This is a genomic window from Bacteroides thetaiotaomicron VPI-5482 (assembly GCF_000011065.1).
Lineage (GTDB): Bacteria > Bacteroidota > Bacteroidia > Bacteroidales > Bacteroidaceae > Bacteroides > Bacteroides thetaiotaomicron.
Window position 1 is genome coordinate 3,169,762 of sequence record NC_004663.1, and the last position, 16,094, is coordinate 3,185,855.

The window sequence follows — 16,094 nt, forward strand, 5'->3', positions numbered from 1 at the left end:
ATTTATAAAAGTATATTGGATAGGAAGGCTTTTAAACAGTACACTTAGAGAAAATAACAGCGGAATATTAAATGACCGCTGTTAGTATAATGTTAGTAACAATAGAATTATGAGAAAAGAAGTTGAACAATTAGCTTTAATGGGTGCAATGCCCGATGAAACAGACGAACCAACAGATGTATTGATTGATAAATATGCAGACTTATTAGGTAAGATAACTAAGCCTATCACTTTGGATGAAGCGCATATTTTAATCAAGCTCTTTCCACCTACTGCTTTATATGGGATAGAATGGACATTGTTACATTTGATAGAGTCTGTGTATCCGGAAACAGAATTTATTAAATACAAAGAACTTATAAATGAATGTAATAGTGTTGAGTTCAGAGAAATGTTAGTTCAACGTCTCAATAACTCACAACAAAACAAAGTTACTAACAAGTAGATAAGCAGCCCTAACGGTCAGCTATCTACAACCCATTAGCTTTAAAATAAAAACAATGAATAAAAGAATCATTTCATTTATCTGCGCAGGACTGATTGCTATAAGCTGCGTGTCCTCACTCTGTTTCTATGATTACTTTTCCACCGACGGTATTACCCCCAATGCAATATATTGGATATTCTATTTTTTCCAGATTTCTATATTGCTGGGGCAAGCAGGAATGGGGATTTACACCATAAATGCACTCTTACGGCAGAAAAAAGAAGCTGTTTCCTTTTTGAGCTATTTTGCAGCCCATCTCCTTCTGCAAAACATGACTCCTCTGCTCCAAACATGGGCTGTACCTTCCATTACGGAATATCCCGTATGGCTACTGATGTGTCAGGTCATTTTTAGCATACTCCTCCTTCTCTCCTTATTAATCAACGAACCTTCATCCCTGTTCAGAAAGTCAGAATATATTCCCCGAATATTGATGGCAACATTCTATATTAACTGTACATACTTGGCACTTACCATCATAGGGACAATTGTCGCCCTGTGATGGTATCGAAACGACCCTCAAAACCATACTTTAGCAATAAATACCGGACAAAGCCTGTTTCCAACCTTCTTCGGGCAGAGGCAACAGGCATCTATATACAGATACTTAAAACATCTTCTTTCGGAGACAATACACCCAAAAGTCGATCATTTTTCCGACAATGATGCCGAAGGAACTAAGCGCCAAAGCGATGTAAACAGCGATAATCAACGGCTGTTCGTCTATCCATTTATTGACAAGTCCGGACATCCGTGCAAAAACACCGCCCGCAATAGTCAGGACAATGGTCGAGATAATATGTATTTGTATAAACTTGTCTTTCTCGTCCGAGTCCAGCCTCTTATCTTTTAAATACCGGACAAGCCACAGGCACGGAACAAAGATGAATATCGCAATAAGCGCAACCGTCATCACTTCTTCCACAGGAACCTCATGCAAGCCTCCGTCGAAAAAACGTAAACTGTGTATTCTTAATAAACAGGAAATCATCATTTATACTACATCCGTTAATTCTTTATTCATATTCTTCATTCCCTTTCCATCGCCTAGCCGGTCGTTCTCCGGACATCCCGGCTCCTGAGTCACCGGAGCCACGTTGGGTTCTTGAATCTACAAAGGTATGGATATGATATGAAAAGGACAATCTTCAATCGGAAAAAGATGAAAGGAGAAAAACAAAAAAACATCTGACCATTTCTTTAGTTGAAGAAACTTATTAACGCACTTTGAGTTTTTTGCTTGGCAGTTCATTTGGAAACACATACATTTGCATCGTGATCACAAAACAAAAGAAACAGATTTACTAACTATTAAAAAACAAAAAAGATTATGGCACTTAGGTATGTCGTTAAAAAAAGAATGATTGGTTTCGGTAAAGAGAAAACCGAAAAGTATGTAGCACAGAATTTTATTACCAATACGGTTAATTTCAAGGATTTGTGTGATGAGATTTCAAAAGTGGGAATGGTTCCCAGCGGAGCGGTCAAGTTTGTACTCGATGCACTGATCGATACGCTGAATATAAACTTAAACAAAGGTATTTCCGTACAACTGGGTGATTTCGGTCAATTCCGTCCCGGCATCAGCAGCGAAAGCCAGGAGACAGAAGCGGCAGTGGATTCCGACACGATTCGTCGGGTGAAAATCGTATTTACTCCGAGATACAAGTTTAAGGATATGCTGAAAAAGGCAAGTATTCAAAAACTGGTAACCGGCAGCGAGATCGTTGACAACGGAAACACTCCTACTCCTCCCAACCCCGACGGCGGTGGTGACGGCGGCGATGAGGAAGCACCTGACCCGACAGTATAACAACAGGAACAAAAAAAGCTCTGCATGAGCTGAAACGCAAAAATGACCGGAAGCACTGCTTTCCGGTCATTTTTTTAATAATCTCTTCTCTCTCTTAATTTTTTTATCCTTCGTACGGTTCAAAGTCCTCTTTTCCGACTCCGCAAAGTGGACAAGTCCAATCATCCGGAATGTCTTCAAATGCTGTTCCCGGTTCAATTCCGCTCTCGGGATCTCCTTGTGCGGGGTCGTAAATGTATTCACAGACTGTGCAAATGTACTTTTTCATAACGTTCGTTTTTTTATTGGTTTACTAAATAATATAACGCAAATAAAATGCAAATTGTTCAAACTTCTTTCTTATCCCAAGTAAAAAAGTTATCTTTGCAACATATTTGTAGAACAAAACCAACAAGTTACATCATGCTAATAGCATTGCTTTCTATTCTGCTAATTTTATGCGCAGTTCTCCTCCTCAGTTACTTATTGGAACGGAGAAAATGTCTTCGGATGCAAAAGCGACTATTCCGGGAGTCCAGAAAACTGGAACATACCAACCACATCGCCAGCGCCATTCTGAAAAATGTCCATGCCTATATCTTATTAATAGATAATGACTTCAAAGTATTAAAAACAAACTACTATCAACTCACCGGAACTCAGAAAGGTCTGGAAGAAAAGAGAGTGGGCGACTTATTGCAATGCCGCAACGCATTATCGGCAGAAGGAGGTTGCGGTACTCATGCTTACTGCGGTTCCTGTCCCATACGTTGCGCCATCCGTCAGGCTTTCGAACAAAGAAGAGGCTTCACAGACCTTAATGCAACTCTGAATGTGCTTACTTCCGAAAAGAAATCCGTAGAATGTGACGCCGTAATATCCGGTTCCTATTTTCTCCTTAACGAAGAAGAGAATATGGTACTCACCGTGCACGATATCACCCAACTCAAACAAGCAGAAAAGCAACTGGCACTTGCCAAGGAGAAAGCAGAAAATGCCGACCTTTCGAAGTCTACCTTCCTCGCCAATATGAGTCACGAAATCCGCACGCCTCTCAACGCCATCACGGGATTTGCAGAAATACTTGCCAGCGCCAATACGGAAGAAGAAAAGGCACAATATCAGGAAATCATAAAAATGAATGCCGATCTGCTGCTGCAACTGGTAAACGATATTCTGGATATGTCGAAAATAGAAGCCGGCACACTGGAATTTGTATATACAAAGGTAGATATCAACCTGTTACTATCCGACCTGCGACAGCTTTTCCAAATGAAAGTCAACGATGCAGGAGGAAATATTCAAATAATAGCAGAACCAAGCCTTCCCTCCTGTAGCATAGAGACCGACCGGAACCGTGTCGCGCAGGTGCTCTCCAATTTTACCACCAACGCCATTAAATTCACGCAGGAGGGAACGATCAGCATCGGTTATGAGGCAAGAGATACCGAACTTTATTTTTATGTCACCGACACCGGAGCCGGAATCCCTGCCGACAAACTACCGGAAGTTTTCGGCCGCTTTGTGAAACTGAACAAAGACAAGAAAGGAACGGGGCTGGGACTTTCCATCTCTAAAACCATCGTAAACAAATTGGAGGGGCAAATCGGCGCAGACTCCGTAGAAGGCAAGGGATCAACGTTCTGGTTTACCATTCCCTATCGTACTTGCGGACGTCCCGAATAAAGTAACTTCATAAAAAGTTTTAATTAAACATTTTATCACAATTTTATGTTGTATTTTTGCGGTCCTAATCAAACGCATGTATTTGCATGAGTACTACAAAAAAAGACGATTATTATCATGTAGGCCTTACGGATGACGAAGTCCTACAAAGCAGAGAAAAGAACGGTGTCAATCTGTTAACACCCCCCAAGCGTCCTTCCTTATGGAAGCTCTATCTCGAAAAGTTTGAAGATCCGGTTGTGCGGGTATTGTTGGTAGCCGCCGTATTTTCACTGATCATTTCCATCATCGAAAATGAATATGCCGAAACTATCGGAATCATAGCAGCCATCTTGTTGGCCACAGGCATCGGCTTCTTTTTCGAATATGATGCCAATAAAAAATTCGACTTACTGAATGCCGTCAATGAAGAAACACTCGTAAAAGTGATTCGCAACGGACACGTACAGGAAATCCCACGTAAAGACGTCGTTGTAGACGATATTATCATACTGGAAACAGGCGAAGAGATTCCTGCCGACGGCCAACTGCTGGAAGCGATCTCCCTGCAAGTGAACGAATCCAACCTGACCGGAGAACCGGTAATCAACAAGACTGTAATCGAAGCGGACTTTGACGAAGAAGCAACCTATGCCTCCAACTTAGTGATGCGCGGAACGACAGTGGTGGACGGACACGGCACCATGCGCGTACTGCACGTGGGAGATGCCACAGAAATCGGCAAGGTAGCACGCCAAAGCACCGAAGAAAATCTGGAACCGACCCCTCTGAATATACAGTTGACCAAGCTCGCAAACCTGATCGGTAAAATCGGTTTTACCGTTGCCGGACTTGCCTTCCTTATCTTCTTTGTAAAAGATGTACTGTTGTTCTTTGATTTCGGTTCGCTGAACGGCTGGCACGAGTGGCTTCCGGTTTTCGAACGGACCCTCAAATATTTCATGATGGCTGTTACTTTGATTGTAGTAGCCGTCCCCGAAGGGTTGCCCATGAGCGTAACGCTCAGCCTGGCCTTGAATATGCGCCGTATGCTCTCGACCAACAATCTGGTACGAAAGATGCACGCCTGCGAAACGATGGGAGCTATCACCGTGATCTGTACGGACAAAACGGGTACACTGACTCAAAACCTGATGCAGGTACACGAACCCAACTTCTACGGAATCAAGAATGGCGGCAACCTGGGCGATGATGATATCAGCGCTCTCGTCGCAGAAGGGATCAGCGCCAACTCAACCGCTTTCCTCGAAGAAGCGGCAACGGGCGAAAAACCGAAAGGTGTCGGTAACCCTACGGAAGTCGCCCTGTTATTATGGCTCAACAGTCAGGGAAGAAATTATCTCGAACTCCGTGAACACGCCCGCATCCTCGACCAGCTCACCTTCTCGACCGAACGTAAATTTATGGCGACTCTCGTCGAGTCTCCGATCATCGGAAAGAAAGTACTTTATATAAAAGGAGCACCCGAAATCGTGCTTGGCAAATGTAAGGAAGTCGTGCTGGACGGCCGACGGGTAGATGCCGTCGAATATCGTTCGACAGTAGAAGCTCAGTTACTGAATTATCAGAATATGGCAATGCGCACACTCGGCTTTGCCTTCAAAATAGTAGGAGAAAACGAACCGAATGACTGTACGGAACTGGTGTCTGCCAACGACCTTAATTTCTTAGGAGTCGTAGCCATCTCAGACCCGATTCGTCCGGATGTACCCGCCGCCGTGGCCAAATGCCAGTCGGCTGGTATCGGTATCAAGATCGTTACCGGTGACACACCGGGAACTGCGACGGAAATTGCCCGTCAGATCGGACTGTGGCAACCGGAAACAGATACCGACCGGAATCGTATCACCGGTGTTGCCTTTGCCGAACTGAGTGATGAAGAGGCGCTGGACCGTGTGATGGACCTCAAAATCATGTCTCGCGCCCGCCCGACGGACAAACAACGTCTTGTGCAGTTGCTTCAACAAAAAGGAGCCGTAGTCGCCGTAACCGGAGACGGTACGAACGATGCACCCGCCCTGAATCATGCCCAAGTTGGTTTGTCAATGGGTACAGGTACGTCCGTAGCCAAAGAAGCCAGTGACATCACGCTGCTCGACGACTCGTTCAACAGCATCGGCACCGCTGTCATGTGGGGACGTTCTCTTTATAAGAATATCCAGCGTTTCATCGTATTCCAGCTGACAATCAACTTTGTAGCCTTGCTGATCGTGTTATTGGGATCGATGATCGGAACGGAACTTCCGCTGACAGTGACACAAATGCTGTGGGTGAACCTGATCATGGATACTTTTGCCGCTTTGGCCCTCGCTTCCATCCCTCCCAGCGAAACCGTCATGCAGGAAAAGCCGCGCCGCAGCACTGACTTTATCATCAGCAAAGCGATGCGTAACAATATATTAGGTGTAGGTACGATCTTCCTCGCCGTATTGCTCGGAATGATTTATTATTTCGACCACAGCGCACAAGGTATGGATGTACATAACCTCACCATTCTCTTCACTTTCTTTGTCATGCTGCAATTCTGGAACCTGTTCAATGCCCGTGTATTCGGCACTACCGACTCGGCATTCAAGGGACTTTCCAAATCGTATGGCATGGAGTTGATCGTTCTGGCCATTCTGGTCGGACAATTTCTGATCGTACAGTTCGGTGGAGCTGTATTCCGCACAGAGCCGCTCGACTGGCAGACGTGGCTTCTGATTATAGGCGTTTCGTCCACGGTGTTATGGGTTGGAGAACTTATTCGCCTTGTTCAACGTAGTATTCACAAATGAGAAAATAATGAAAAGTAAAGGAATTAAAAACTTACTTATTGATTTAGGCGGTGTACTGATAAATCTCGACCGCGAACGTTGTATTGAGAACTTTAAAAAGATCGGGTTCCAGAACATAGAAGAAAAGTTCTGCACCCACCAGCTGGACGGAATATTTTTGCAGCAGGAGAAAGGACTGATCACTCCTGCCGAATTCCGTGACGGCATTCGGGAGATGATGGGAAAGATGGTAAGCGACAAGCAGATCGACGCAGCCTGGAACAGCTTTCTGGTAGACATCCCGACCTACAAGCTCGACTTGCTGCTCAAACTACGCGAGAAATACGTAGTCTATCTGCTCAGCAACACCAATGACATCCACTGGAAATGGGTATGCAAGAATGCCTTCCCCTACCGTACGTTCAAAGTAGAGGACTATTTTGAGAAGACGTATCTCTCTTATGAAATGAAAATGGCCAAGCCCGAACCGGAAATATTCAAGGCGGTGACCGAAGATGCGGGTATTGACCCGAAAGAGACTTTTTTTATTGACGATTCCGAAATTAACTGTAAAGTAGCTCAGGAACTGGGTATCTCGACCTACACACCGAAAGCCGGTGAAGACTGGAGCCATCTTTTCAGAAAAAAATGAGAGTGTAAGTATGCAGATTATAAATGACACATCGGCTATGATTCCCGAACCATGCGTAGCTACCATCGGTTTCTTCGACGGAGTACACATGGGACATCGCTATCTGATTCAACAGGTGAAGGAGATAGCGGCAGCCAAAGGTCTGCGTTCTGCATTAGTCACATTCCCCGTTCATCCGCGCAAAGTGATGAACGCCGCTTACCATCCGGAACTTTTAACTACTCCCGAAGAAAAAACAAACCTGCTCGCAGGCACGGGAGTAGATTATTGCCTGATGCTCGATTTTACACCCGACATCTCCCGTCTGACCGCCAAAGAATTCATGACTCAAATACTGAAAGAACGTTTTCAGGTAAAGTATCTGGTGATAGGATACGATCACCGTTTCGGTCACAACCGCAGCGAAGGGTTTGACGATTATGTACGTTACGGGCAGGCAATCGGCATTGAGGTCATCCGTGCACAGGCTTACACAGATGATATACAGATAGATACCATCCAAAGTGCTCCGGTCAGTTCTTCTTTAATCCGCAAGTTGCTGCATCAGGGAGATGTAGACGCAGCTGCCCGCTGTCTGGGCTACGAATACTTTCTGGACGGAACGGTAGTAGGCGGCTATCAGGTAGGCCGGAAGATCGGTTTTCCGACTGCCAATTTAAGCGTGGATGATCCCGACAAACTGATTCCCGCAGACGGAGTCTATGCCGTATGGGTCACATTCGACGGAAAGACCTATATGGGAATGCTGAATATAGGCGTCCGCCCTACCATCGGAAATGGTCCCAACCGCACAATCGAAGTGAATATCCTTCATTTCCACTCCGACATTTACGACAAATTTATCCGGCTTACTTTCGTGAAGCGGACACGCCCCGAACTGAAATACGATAGTATCGACGAACTAATCGCACAGCTTCACAAGGATGCGGAAGAAACTGAAGCCATTCTACTCGCCGCCAAACAGGAGAAATGATCCCTTTTTTTCTCTAAATTAACCACATTAATAAGCCTCTTTTCGGCTGCAACGAGTCCGTTAATATCGAAAAACATATCTTTTTTATTGTTTTTCGATAAATAAAATCTCTTTTTCCTTTGCCAACTCAAAACTTACCTCTACATTTGCATATCGATAAACGATAAATAATCATCGAAAAACAAACATTTTCTATTTAATCATCTATAAAAAAATAACACTTTATGAAAAAGTCATTAATGAGTATATCGATGCTGGTAGTATCCATCTCAATGATAGCCATGTTTCTGTGCAGCTTCATTGCCAGTAAATAACAAACGATTATCTTTGTATCCATCCAAGAATACTAAGAATACTACGAATATGAGAACTGCTATTAAACTGATATTACTGAATCTGCTTATCGCACAGATCATTGCTCCCATTTTAGTCATGATCCCCTGTGTGATTTATCTGGTAGCCACTACCGGAAACTTAGACAAAGACACGCTCATTACCATGCTTATGATTCCGGCACAACTGGCCGGTCAGCTGATGATGGGTATCTATTTATGGAAAGCCGGATACATCAGCACAAAGAAAATAACCTGGTCGCCCGTTTCATCCTCGTATCTGTTCTTCAGCGCATTGGCTGTCCTCACCTGTGGCTTCGTCGTATCCGCATTGGCAGAACTGATGAAGTGGATTCCCAACATCATGGAACAATCCTTCGATATCCTCCAGTCCGGCTGGGGAGGCATTCTTGCCATAGCCGTCATAGGTCCCGTACTCGAAGAACTGCTATTTCGCGGAGCCATCACCAAAGCATTGCTACAGCAGTACAGCCCGACAAAGGCGATTCTGCTTTCAGCCCTTTTTTTCGGTGTTTTCCATATTAATCCTGCCCAGATACTTCCGGCATTCCTGATCGGTATCCTGTTTGCATGGACGTATTACAAGACTGCCAGCCTCATCCCCTGCACACTGATGCATATACTGAATAATTCGTTATCCGTATTTCTCAGCACGAAATATCCGGAAGCTGAAAATATGAGCGATCTGATGGACACTACCTCCTATCTAATTGCTATTTTTGTAGCAGTTTTGATACTGGCAGGAGTTATCTGGGCGATGCGTCGTACGACCGTCCATTATCCCTGGAAAGAAGAAACAAATATCACGGACTAAAAAATAACAGCGATGAAAAGACGTTTGAATATTCTCAGCATATTGGTATTCATTGTTCTGGGACTTTCTCTGTATACCACAGGATACCAGTTCGGAACAGGCATGAAAGCCGGAATGAGTCTGGCCAAAGAACAGCACAAGGAATCGAAAGCATGTGACAGACCTATGCTTGCAGGCGATTTCCGTTTTGTGGATGTCGTACCTACGATCGCCATGATCAAACCGGATACGATCATCAATGCCCAAAACAATGAGAAAGTGCCCGTCATGTATACGCAAATGGCGGTACGCACCGGAAAAGAAGTGAATTACAGTTACCTGATTATCAGCAGTTCCTGTTCGCTGATGAATGCACTGCTCACCATCTCCGCACTTATTATCTTCGTCATGCTGATTCTGAGCATCAACAAATCGCAGATATTCGAATGGAAGAATGTCCGCCGCCTGCGCTGGCTGGGTAGTCTACTGATTATGTCCTTCGTGTTTTACCTGATTCCGCAGGTCGTCAACTACTGGGGACTGAAAGAAGTATTCGCGCTTGAACATTATATCATCGCTCCCCTGGCGCTACAGACGACTGATTTATTATTGGGACTCGGCTGCCTGATTGTAGCCGAAACATTCGCTATCGGACTGAAAATGAAAGAAGAACAGGAACTGACCATTTAACCCAAACCGAGAAAATAAAATTATGGCAATTATAGTAAACCTTGACATCATGATGGCGCGCAGAAAAATATCTCTGGGCGAGCTGGCGGAGAAAATAGATATCACCCCCGCCAACCTTTCTATATTAAAAACCGGAAAAGCTAAGGCAATCCGTTTCTCTACGCTGGAGGCTATCTGCAAAGTACTGGACTGCCAGCCGGCAGATATACTGGAATATCAGGAGGAAATTTGCGATTAAACAAGGGGAAAAGCTTATATTTTTTTAGGCACGGATTACGCGCGGATTACACGGTTTCTGCCAGATGCATCTCTTAAAACCGTGTAATCCGCGTAATCCGTGCCTAAATTTATTATCTTTATTTCCCTTCTTTTGCCTTAAATGCCAGCGCATACATACGTATCTGCTTTACCATCGACAGCAACCCATTGCTACGGGTAGGAGACAAATGATCTCTCAAACCTATCTTATCGATAAAATAAAGATCAGCATTCAGTATTTCATCGGGCGTATGCCCCGAAAGGACTTTGATCAATAAAGCAATGATTCCTTTCACAATCAAAGCGTCACTTTCCGCATTAAACACGATTTTTCCATCCACATCGTCCGCCTGAAGCCATACACGGCTCTGACAGCCTTCGATCAGATTCTGTTCGGTCTTATACTTTTCGTCGAGCGGTTCCTGTTCATTACCTAAGTCAATGAGCAGCTGGTAGCGGTCCATCCAGTCATCGAAGTCGCTGAATTCAGCAATCACTTCGTCTTGTAATTCATTAATTGACATGAAGTTATTTACGGTTTACTAGTTAACTATTTACTTTTCATTATAAATCACTTCCAGCACTGTCTGTCCGACGGCTTTCAGCGTATTCTTGTCGATATGGTCCATATTATCATGAATGGTATGCCAAGTCGGGGGGAAGCCTGTTTCCGGATCATTGGGAATAATATCGATTGTCTTGATACGGGCCAGACGGTTAATAAACAGATGGTCGTCGGTGATGGTATCGCCTCTCTCATCAATGAAGGTTTTCCCATAACCTGCTTTTTTAGCCGCTTTCCATACTTTCTTGTTGATATCCGGAGCAAACTCTTCGGAATATCCTTCTTTCAGAAATACGCTGTTCTCACCACCCACCATATCGAGCAAGATACCAAAACGGGCATTATACCCTTGCACGTGAGGATTGCGCGACCAATACTGCGAGCCGAGACACCAAGCCTCTTCCTTATGCTTTCCCTCGTAGAATTGAGGAGTTCCGTAGTCTTCCGCATCCAGAAAGATGATATCAATGCCCAGTTCCGGCTGTTGCTGGTTGACCAACCGGGCGATTTCCAGCAAAGCTCCCACTCCGCTTGCTCCGTCATTGGCTCCCAGAATAGGGGTATGGTGATTCTTTTCGTCAGCATCATTATCCGCCCACGGACGGGTATCCCAATGTGCAAACAACGCTATTCTCTTCTTACTTTCCGGTTTGTAAGAGCCGATGATGTTCCGCGCCTTCAACAGTGTGCCGTCATAGGCAATCAGATCGGCATACTGATTCGTTACCTTCGCACCGAAAGCCTCCAGCTTTCCGGCCAGATAATTGCCACAAGCTACGTGCTCCTTCGTATTGGGGACACGGGGACCAAAATCTACCTGATTCTTTACATACAAATAGGCACTGTCCGCATCAAACTGAGGTACATTTACCACCACTTTTTCACTTTGTTCATTCGTACCAGTTGCCTTGCCGCCTCCTCCACAAGAAAAAGCAGATAATAATACAAAGGCACTCGTCAACACTATCATAGATTTCTTTTTCATCGTCCTTTTATCTATATGAAGCCTCAAAATTAGTCATTTTCACCACAGTATCGTTCAGATAGAATGGATTATTAACAAATAAACTTTAACTCCACATTTTTCTTTCCAACGGTCAATTCCACTTTCGCGCCATTGATAAGCGGTAAATTATGCGTCACATGACCTACCGGGAAATTAAAACAAACCGGATAGTCATATTCTTTCACCAAGTCGGCCAGAGCGGGATACAACTCCTTACCCAACGAACAATCTTCTTCATACTCGGTAAATTGACCGATAATGAGTCCGGAGAGTTTTTCAAGCACACCGCCCAGTTTCAGATTGTACATCATGCGCTCAATCGCATGGGGACGTTCACTGACATCTTCGAGAAACAGGATGGTTCCTTCGGCAGGAATATCATAAGGAGTGCCGCGCAGCCCGTAAGCTACCGCCATATTTCCGCCACGCAGGATACCTTCGGCCGTACCTTGCCTGTTCAGTTTATGCTTTTCGCAAGTATAAACGGGCAGATTACCGAAGAGAATATCTTTCAGATAGGCCACGCAAGGGTCTTCTTCCGGCTCCACGCTCAGATGACGCGCCATCAGCGAATGCAGGGAGGCATATCCATTCTTCTGAAATAAATTATGCAAGGCAGTGATGTCGCTGAATCCCAGCAACCACTTCGGATGTTCACGAAAGGCGGTGAAGTCAATCTTGTCCACCAGATGCACGGCCCCGTATCCTCCTCTGCTACAAAGAATAGCTTTCACTTTAGGATCATCCATCGCACTCTGCAAGTCTTGCAGACGTTGCCGGACCGTTCCGGCATAACGTCCGGAAGAGCCACCGGCATATTTCCCCACAGAGACTTTCAATCCCCATGATTCAAGCCGTTTCTTCGCACGTTTCAGAAACTCTTTGTCTATCTTGCTGGAAGGTGACACAATCACTACTTTGTCACCTTTCTGTAAAAAAGAAGGAAGTTGAATATTCATATTTAATGTTTTATTTGAGTGACTTTCGCTGATAAAAACGCACCCAGTCCACTTCCATTTCTACCGGAAGGTCTTTGGGATCGACTACTCCGACCCACGAACCGCCCAACTGCATATCGATCAGCAGATAAAACGGCTGGTCGAACGGGAATTGTCCTTCCTTCTGCGTCTGTATGCGGGGATAAGTAAACGTATGTATGTCGTTGACATAGAACGAAAGACTGTCCGGATACATTTCTACAGCGAAAACGTTATAGCGATCGGGATGGATGACTCCTGTGAAGTGTGACTTGGGGTGCTCTTTGATGCCCAAAGTGTACGTATAATGAGAATGAACTGTCTGATAAGCGATAGAGTCGTCATTCAGACGCTCCATCACATCTATTTCGCCTCCCGACGGCCATTTGGCATTTTCGGGCAACAGCCAGATAGCCGGCCATGCTCCTTTTGCGGCATTCAGCTTGGCGCATATCTCGATGCGTCCGTCAAGGAATGCCTTTTTACCTTTGGTATAAACGCCTCCTGTCAGATAAGGTGCCGTATCATTGGGCAGCGTCTGATTGGCAATGCCTCTTAACACCAGCTTGCCTTTGCGCATGGCAAAGCAGGAATCAAAGTCTGTCATATAATTATTCCAGTCGGCCTTCCCTCGCGGAATCTTGCTCCAGACCTGCGGGTCAAAGCCTTTTTTCTGATTAAAATTCTCTTCCCATACCAGCGACCAGCCGGAGGAAGAAACTCTTGTCGTTTTGCAGGAAACGAGTACCCAACAAAGGAGTAATGTGCTAATAAATAATAGATTTCTGAACTGTTTCATTTTGTTTTAAAGTTTAAGGGGGATTCATTTGCAAAAATACAGGAAAAAACGGTTCGGTGTATATCTACACACTAAAACAACTAAAATATAACAAAATGTTACATAACAGGCGCAATTTTTCGGGTTATGAGTATTATTTTCTCAATGATTTTTCTGATATTTGCTAAAAATCTAACGTTATGGAACCTATTCAGAACTTTGCCCAGCTAACAGCCCATCTTAAACAACAGAATCGTAGGAAACGAATTGCCGTAGTCTGCGCCAACGACCCTAATACGGAATATGCCATTACCCGTGCTTTGGAAGAAGGAATTGCAGAGTTTCTCATGATCGGGGATTCGGCTATTCTGGAAAAATATCCTGCCTTGAAGCAATATCCCGACTATGTGAAGACCATTCACATCGAAGATTCGGACGAAGCGGCACGCGAAGCTGTCCGCATCGTGCGTGAAGGGGGAGCGGATATTTTAATGAAAGGTATCATCAACACGGACAATCTGCTGCACGCCATCCTCGACAAAGAGAAAGGACTGCTACCCAAAGGGAAAATCCTCACGCACTTGGCGGTGATGGAGATTCCGACTTACCATAAACTGCTGTTCTTCTCCGATGCCGCAGTGATTCCACGCCCCACGCTGCAACAACGGATTGAAATGATCTGGTATGCCATCTGCACTTGCCGCCATTTCGGTATCGAGCAGCCTCGCGTCGCACTGATACACTGCACCGAAAAAGTGAGCGCCAAATTCCCGCATTCGCTGGATTATGTAAACATCGTGGAACTTGCCGAAGCGGGAGAGTTCGGAAATGTAATCATCGACGGTCCGCTGGATGTACGCACTGCCTGTGAGCAGGCGAGCGGGGACATCAAAGGAATTGTTTCGCCTATCAACGGACAGGCGGATGTGCTGATTTTCCCCAATATAGAATCGGGAAATGCGTTCTACAAGTCCGTCTCCCTGTTTGCCAATGCGGATATGGCGGGATTGTTGCAAGGGCCTATCTGTCCGGTAGTGCTCCCTTCCCGCAGTGATTCCGGCTTATCGAAATATTACAGCATCGCAATGGCCTGCCTGCAAGTGGCCGGCTGCGAATGCAGAGAGAAGCTCAACCTGAACCGTTAATCATAATTCAAACCTTATAACTCCAAAGATATGAAGATTCTGGTCATCAACCCCGGCTCCACTTCTACGAAGATAGCAGTCTACGAGAACGAAACTCCGTTGCTCGTCCGTAACATCAAGCATACGGTCGAAGAATTATCCGTTTATCCGCAGGTGATAGACCAGTTTGAATTTCGGAAGAATCTGGTTCTTCAGGAATTAGAAGCAAATGGAATACCCTTTGCATTCGATGCTGTCATCGGACGCGGCGGCCTCGTCAAACCCATTCCGGGAGGAGTCTACGCAGTCAACGAAGCCATGAAGCAAGATACTTTGCACGCCATGCGTACCCATGCCTGCAACTTAGGCGGACTGATTGCAGCCGAACTGGCCGCTTCCCTTCCTGATTGCCCGGCTTTCATCGCAGACCCGGGAGTGGTGGATGAACTGGAAGATGTAGCGCGTATTTCGGGTTCTCCGCTGATGCCTAAGATCACCATCTGGCACGCCTTGAATCAGAAAGCAATCGCCCGCCGCTTCGCAAAAGAGCAGGGAACGAAATATGAAGAACTAGACTTGATAATCTGTCACTTAGGTGGCGGTATCTCTATAGCCGTTCATCAGCATGGCAAAGCCATTGACGCCAATAATGCTTTAGACGGCGAAGGGCCTTTCTCGCCAGAAAGGGCTGGCACCCTTCCTGCCGGTCAGTTGATCGATATTTGTTATAGCGGACAGTTCACGAAAGATGAATTAAAGAAGCGTATCTCCGGACGTGCCGGACTGACGGCCCATCTGGGCACTACCGATGTTCCCGCCATTATCAAAGCCATAGAAGAAGGTGACAAAAAAGCTGAACTGATACTGGATGCCATGATATATAATGTTGCGAAAGCCATTGGCGGAGCCGCCACCGTACTCTGCGGGAAAGTAGATGCCATTCTGCTGACAGGAGGTATTGCTTATTCGGACTATATCATTTCAAGATTGAAGAAAAGAATCTCTTTCTTAGCCCCTATACATGTCTATCCCGGGGAAGGGGAAATGGAGTCATTAGCATTTAATGCTTTAGGGGCATTAAGAGGGGAACTTCCTGTACAAATCTATAAATAACAAACGTAGCCATTCCTATTTTTACCTGTAAGGCTCTTAGCTCCGCACGGCAATCACCTCAATTGTTACTGTTTCTTCGTGTACAGTATAA

At 45.2% G+C, this 16,094-nt stretch carries 18 protein-coding genes; 12 read left to right on the forward strand and 6 right to left on the reverse strand.

Annotated features, from left to right (window positions below; all coding sequences use genetic code 11):
- Positions 1–109 precede the first annotated feature (109 nt).
- Positions 110–445 carry a hypothetical protein gene (locus BT_RS12820; RefSeq protein WP_008765177.1) on the forward strand — a complete coding sequence of 112 codons (336 nt, stop codon included), beginning with the start codon at positions 110–112 and terminating at the stop codon, positions 443–445.
- A 55-nt stretch (positions 446–500) separates the two neighbouring features.
- Entirely contained in the window at positions 501–989 is a 489-nt protein-coding gene (locus BT_RS12825) for a hypothetical protein (protein WP_008765178.1), read from the forward strand.
- Positions 990–1,094: 105 nt separating this feature from the next.
- Here the strand turns inward: BT_RS12825 and BT_RS12830 are convergent, their stop codons facing one another.
- Complete coding sequence (locus BT_RS12830; RefSeq protein ID WP_008765179.1) at positions 1,095–1,481, reverse strand: hypothetical protein; 387 nt, start codon at positions 1,479–1,481, stop codon at positions 1,095–1,097.
- Between the two features lie 336 nt (positions 1,482–1,817).
- Here BT_RS12830 and BT_RS12835 point away from each other — a divergent pair, with 336 nt between their 5' ends.
- Positions 1,818–2,300, forward strand: a complete 483-nt coding sequence (locus BT_RS12835; RefSeq protein WP_008765180.1) for an HU family DNA-binding protein — start codon at positions 1,818–1,820, stop codon at positions 2,298–2,300.
- Between the two features lie 103 nt (positions 2,301–2,403).
- Here the strand turns inward: BT_RS12835 and rd are convergent, their stop codons facing one another.
- Positions 2,404–2,568 (reverse strand): rubredoxin, encoded by a 165-nt coding sequence (rd, locus tag BT_RS12840; RefSeq protein WP_008763586.1) that lies wholly within the window; start codon positions 2,566–2,568, stop codon positions 2,404–2,406.
- A gap of 221 nt (positions 2,569–2,789) precedes the next feature.
- On the opposite strand from rd, the gene BT_RS12845 reads away from it, so the two are divergent.
- From BT_RS12845 to BT_RS12875, 7 genes are all read left to right on the forward strand, one after another.
- Entirely contained in the window at positions 2,790–3,965 is a 1,176-nt protein-coding gene (locus tag BT_RS12845) for a sensor histidine kinase (RefSeq protein ID WP_011108344.1), read from the forward strand.
- 86 nt (positions 3,966–4,051) lie between these two features.
- Positions 4,052–6,742, forward strand: coding sequence for a calcium-translocating P-type ATPase, PMCA-type (locus tag BT_RS12850; protein ID WP_011108345.1), 2,691 nt, complete (start codon positions 4,052–4,054; stop codon positions 6,740–6,742).
- A gap of 7 nt (positions 6,743–6,749) precedes the next feature.
- Positions 6,750–7,373: an HAD family hydrolase gene (locus BT_RS12855; protein WP_008763583.1), complete on the forward strand. Its 624-nt coding sequence runs from the start codon at positions 6,750–6,752 to the stop codon at positions 7,371–7,373.
- 10 nt (positions 7,374–7,383) lie between these two features.
- A complete protein-coding gene (locus BT_RS12860) occupies positions 7,384–8,346 on the forward strand; it encodes a bifunctional riboflavin kinase/FAD synthetase (protein ID WP_011108346.1) in 963 nt (320 codons plus the stop codon).
- Positions 8,347–8,709: 363 nt separating this feature from the next.
- The gene (locus tag BT_RS12865) at positions 8,710–9,513 is read left to right on the forward strand and encodes a CPBP family intramembrane glutamic endopeptidase (RefSeq protein WP_011108347.1); all 804 of its coding nucleotides are present in this window, start codon (positions 8,710–8,712) and stop codon (positions 9,511–9,513) included.
- Between the two features lie 12 nt (positions 9,514–9,525).
- Positions 9,526–10,182: a DUF2975 domain-containing protein gene (locus BT_RS12870; protein WP_008763580.1), complete on the forward strand. Its 657-nt coding sequence runs from the start codon at positions 9,526–9,528 to the stop codon at positions 10,180–10,182.
- A gap of 22 nt (positions 10,183–10,204) precedes the next feature.
- Entirely contained in the window at positions 10,205–10,420 is a 216-nt protein-coding gene (locus tag BT_RS12875) for a helix-turn-helix domain-containing protein (protein WP_011108348.1), read from the forward strand.
- Between the two features lie 118 nt (positions 10,421–10,538).
- Here BT_RS12875 and BT_RS12880 read toward each other — a convergent pair whose 3' ends face one another.
- The 4 genes from BT_RS12880 to BT_RS12895 all read right to left on the reverse strand — a co-directional run bounded on the left by BT_RS12880 (position 10,539) and on the right by BT_RS12895 (position 13,787).
- Positions 10,539–10,964 (reverse strand): SufE family protein, encoded by a 426-nt coding sequence (locus BT_RS12880; protein ID WP_008763578.1) that lies wholly within the window; start codon positions 10,962–10,964, stop codon positions 10,539–10,541.
- Between the two features lie 30 nt (positions 10,965–10,994).
- The gene (locus tag BT_RS12885) at positions 10,995–11,990 is read right to left on the reverse strand and encodes a M20 family metallopeptidase (RefSeq protein ID WP_011108349.1); all 996 of its coding nucleotides are present in this window, start codon (positions 11,988–11,990) and stop codon (positions 10,995–10,997) included.
- Positions 11,991–12,061: 71 nt separating this feature from the next.
- Positions 12,062–12,970: a S66 peptidase family protein gene (locus BT_RS12890; RefSeq protein ID WP_011108350.1), complete on the reverse strand. Its 909-nt coding sequence runs from the start codon at positions 12,968–12,970 to the stop codon at positions 12,062–12,064.
- A 10-nt stretch (positions 12,971–12,980) separates the two neighbouring features.
- Entirely contained in the window at positions 12,981–13,787 is an 807-nt protein-coding gene (locus BT_RS12895; RefSeq protein WP_011108351.1) for a glycoside hydrolase family 16 protein, read from the reverse strand.
- 179 nt (positions 13,788–13,966) lie between these two features.
- Between BT_RS12895 and BT_RS12900 the strand changes: the two genes are divergently transcribed.
- Positions 13,967–14,911: a phosphate acyltransferase gene (locus BT_RS12900; RefSeq protein WP_008763574.1), complete on the forward strand. Its 945-nt coding sequence runs from the start codon at positions 13,967–13,969 to the stop codon at positions 14,909–14,911.
- A 30-nt stretch (positions 14,912–14,941) separates the two neighbouring features.
- Complete coding sequence (gene buk / locus BT_RS12905; RefSeq protein ID WP_008765189.1) at positions 14,942–16,003, forward strand: butyrate kinase; 1,062 nt, start codon at positions 14,942–14,944, stop codon at positions 16,001–16,003.
- Positions 16,004–16,094: the final 91 nt, after the last annotated feature.

Coding starts and splice junctions, on each gene's coding strand:
- BT_RS12855 (WP_008763583.1), top strand. CDS start 6,750: ATGAAAAGTAAAGGAATTAAAAACTTACTTATTGATTTAGGCGGTGTA.
- BT_RS12865 (WP_011108347.1), top strand. CDS start 8,710: ATGAGAACTGCTATTAAACTGATATTACTGAATCTGCTTATCGCACAG.
- BT_RS12895 (WP_011108351.1), bottom strand. CDS start 13,787: ATGAAACAGTTCAGAAATCTATTATTTATTAGCACATTACTCCTTTGT.
- BT_RS12820 (WP_008765177.1), top strand. CDS start 110: ATGAGAAAAGAAGTTGAACAATTAGCTTTAATGGGTGCAATGCCCGAT.
- BT_RS12880 (WP_008763578.1), bottom strand. CDS start 10,964: ATGTCAATTAATGAATTACAAGACGAAGTGATTGCTGAATTCAGCGAC.
- BT_RS12875 (WP_011108348.1), top strand. CDS start 10,205: ATGGCAATTATAGTAAACCTTGACATCATGATGGCGCGCAGAAAAATA.
- buk (WP_008765189.1), top strand. CDS start 14,942: ATGAAGATTCTGGTCATCAACCCCGGCTCCACTTCTACGAAGATAGCA.
- BT_RS12860 (WP_011108346.1), top strand. CDS start 7,384: ATGCAGATTATAAATGACACATCGGCTATGATTCCCGAACCATGCGTA.
- BT_RS12830 (WP_008765179.1), bottom strand. CDS start 1,481: ATGATGATTTCCTGTTTATTAAGAATACACAGTTTACGTTTTTTCGAC.
- rd (WP_008763586.1), bottom strand. CDS start 2,568: ATGAAAAAGTACATTTGCACAGTCTGTGAATACATTTACGACCCCGCA.
- BT_RS12825 (WP_008765178.1), top strand. CDS start 501: ATGAATAAAAGAATCATTTCATTTATCTGCGCAGGACTGATTGCTATA.
- BT_RS12885 (WP_011108349.1), bottom strand. CDS start 11,990: ATGAAAAAGAAATCTATGATAGTGTTGACGAGTGCCTTTGTATTATTA.
- BT_RS12890 (WP_011108350.1), bottom strand. CDS start 12,970: ATGAATATTCAACTTCCTTCTTTTTTACAGAAAGGTGACAAAGTAGTG.
- BT_RS12850 (WP_011108345.1), top strand. CDS start 4,052: ATGAGTACTACAAAAAAAGACGATTATTATCATGTAGGCCTTACGGAT.
- BT_RS12900 (WP_008763574.1), top strand. CDS start 13,967: ATGGAACCTATTCAGAACTTTGCCCAGCTAACAGCCCATCTTAAACAA.
- BT_RS12845 (WP_011108344.1), top strand. CDS start 2,790: ATGCAAAAGCGACTATTCCGGGAGTCCAGAAAACTGGAACATACCAAC.
- BT_RS12835 (WP_008765180.1), top strand. CDS start 1,818: ATGGCACTTAGGTATGTCGTTAAAAAAAGAATGATTGGTTTCGGTAAA.
- BT_RS12870 (WP_008763580.1), top strand. CDS start 9,526: ATGAAAAGACGTTTGAATATTCTCAGCATATTGGTATTCATTGTTCTG.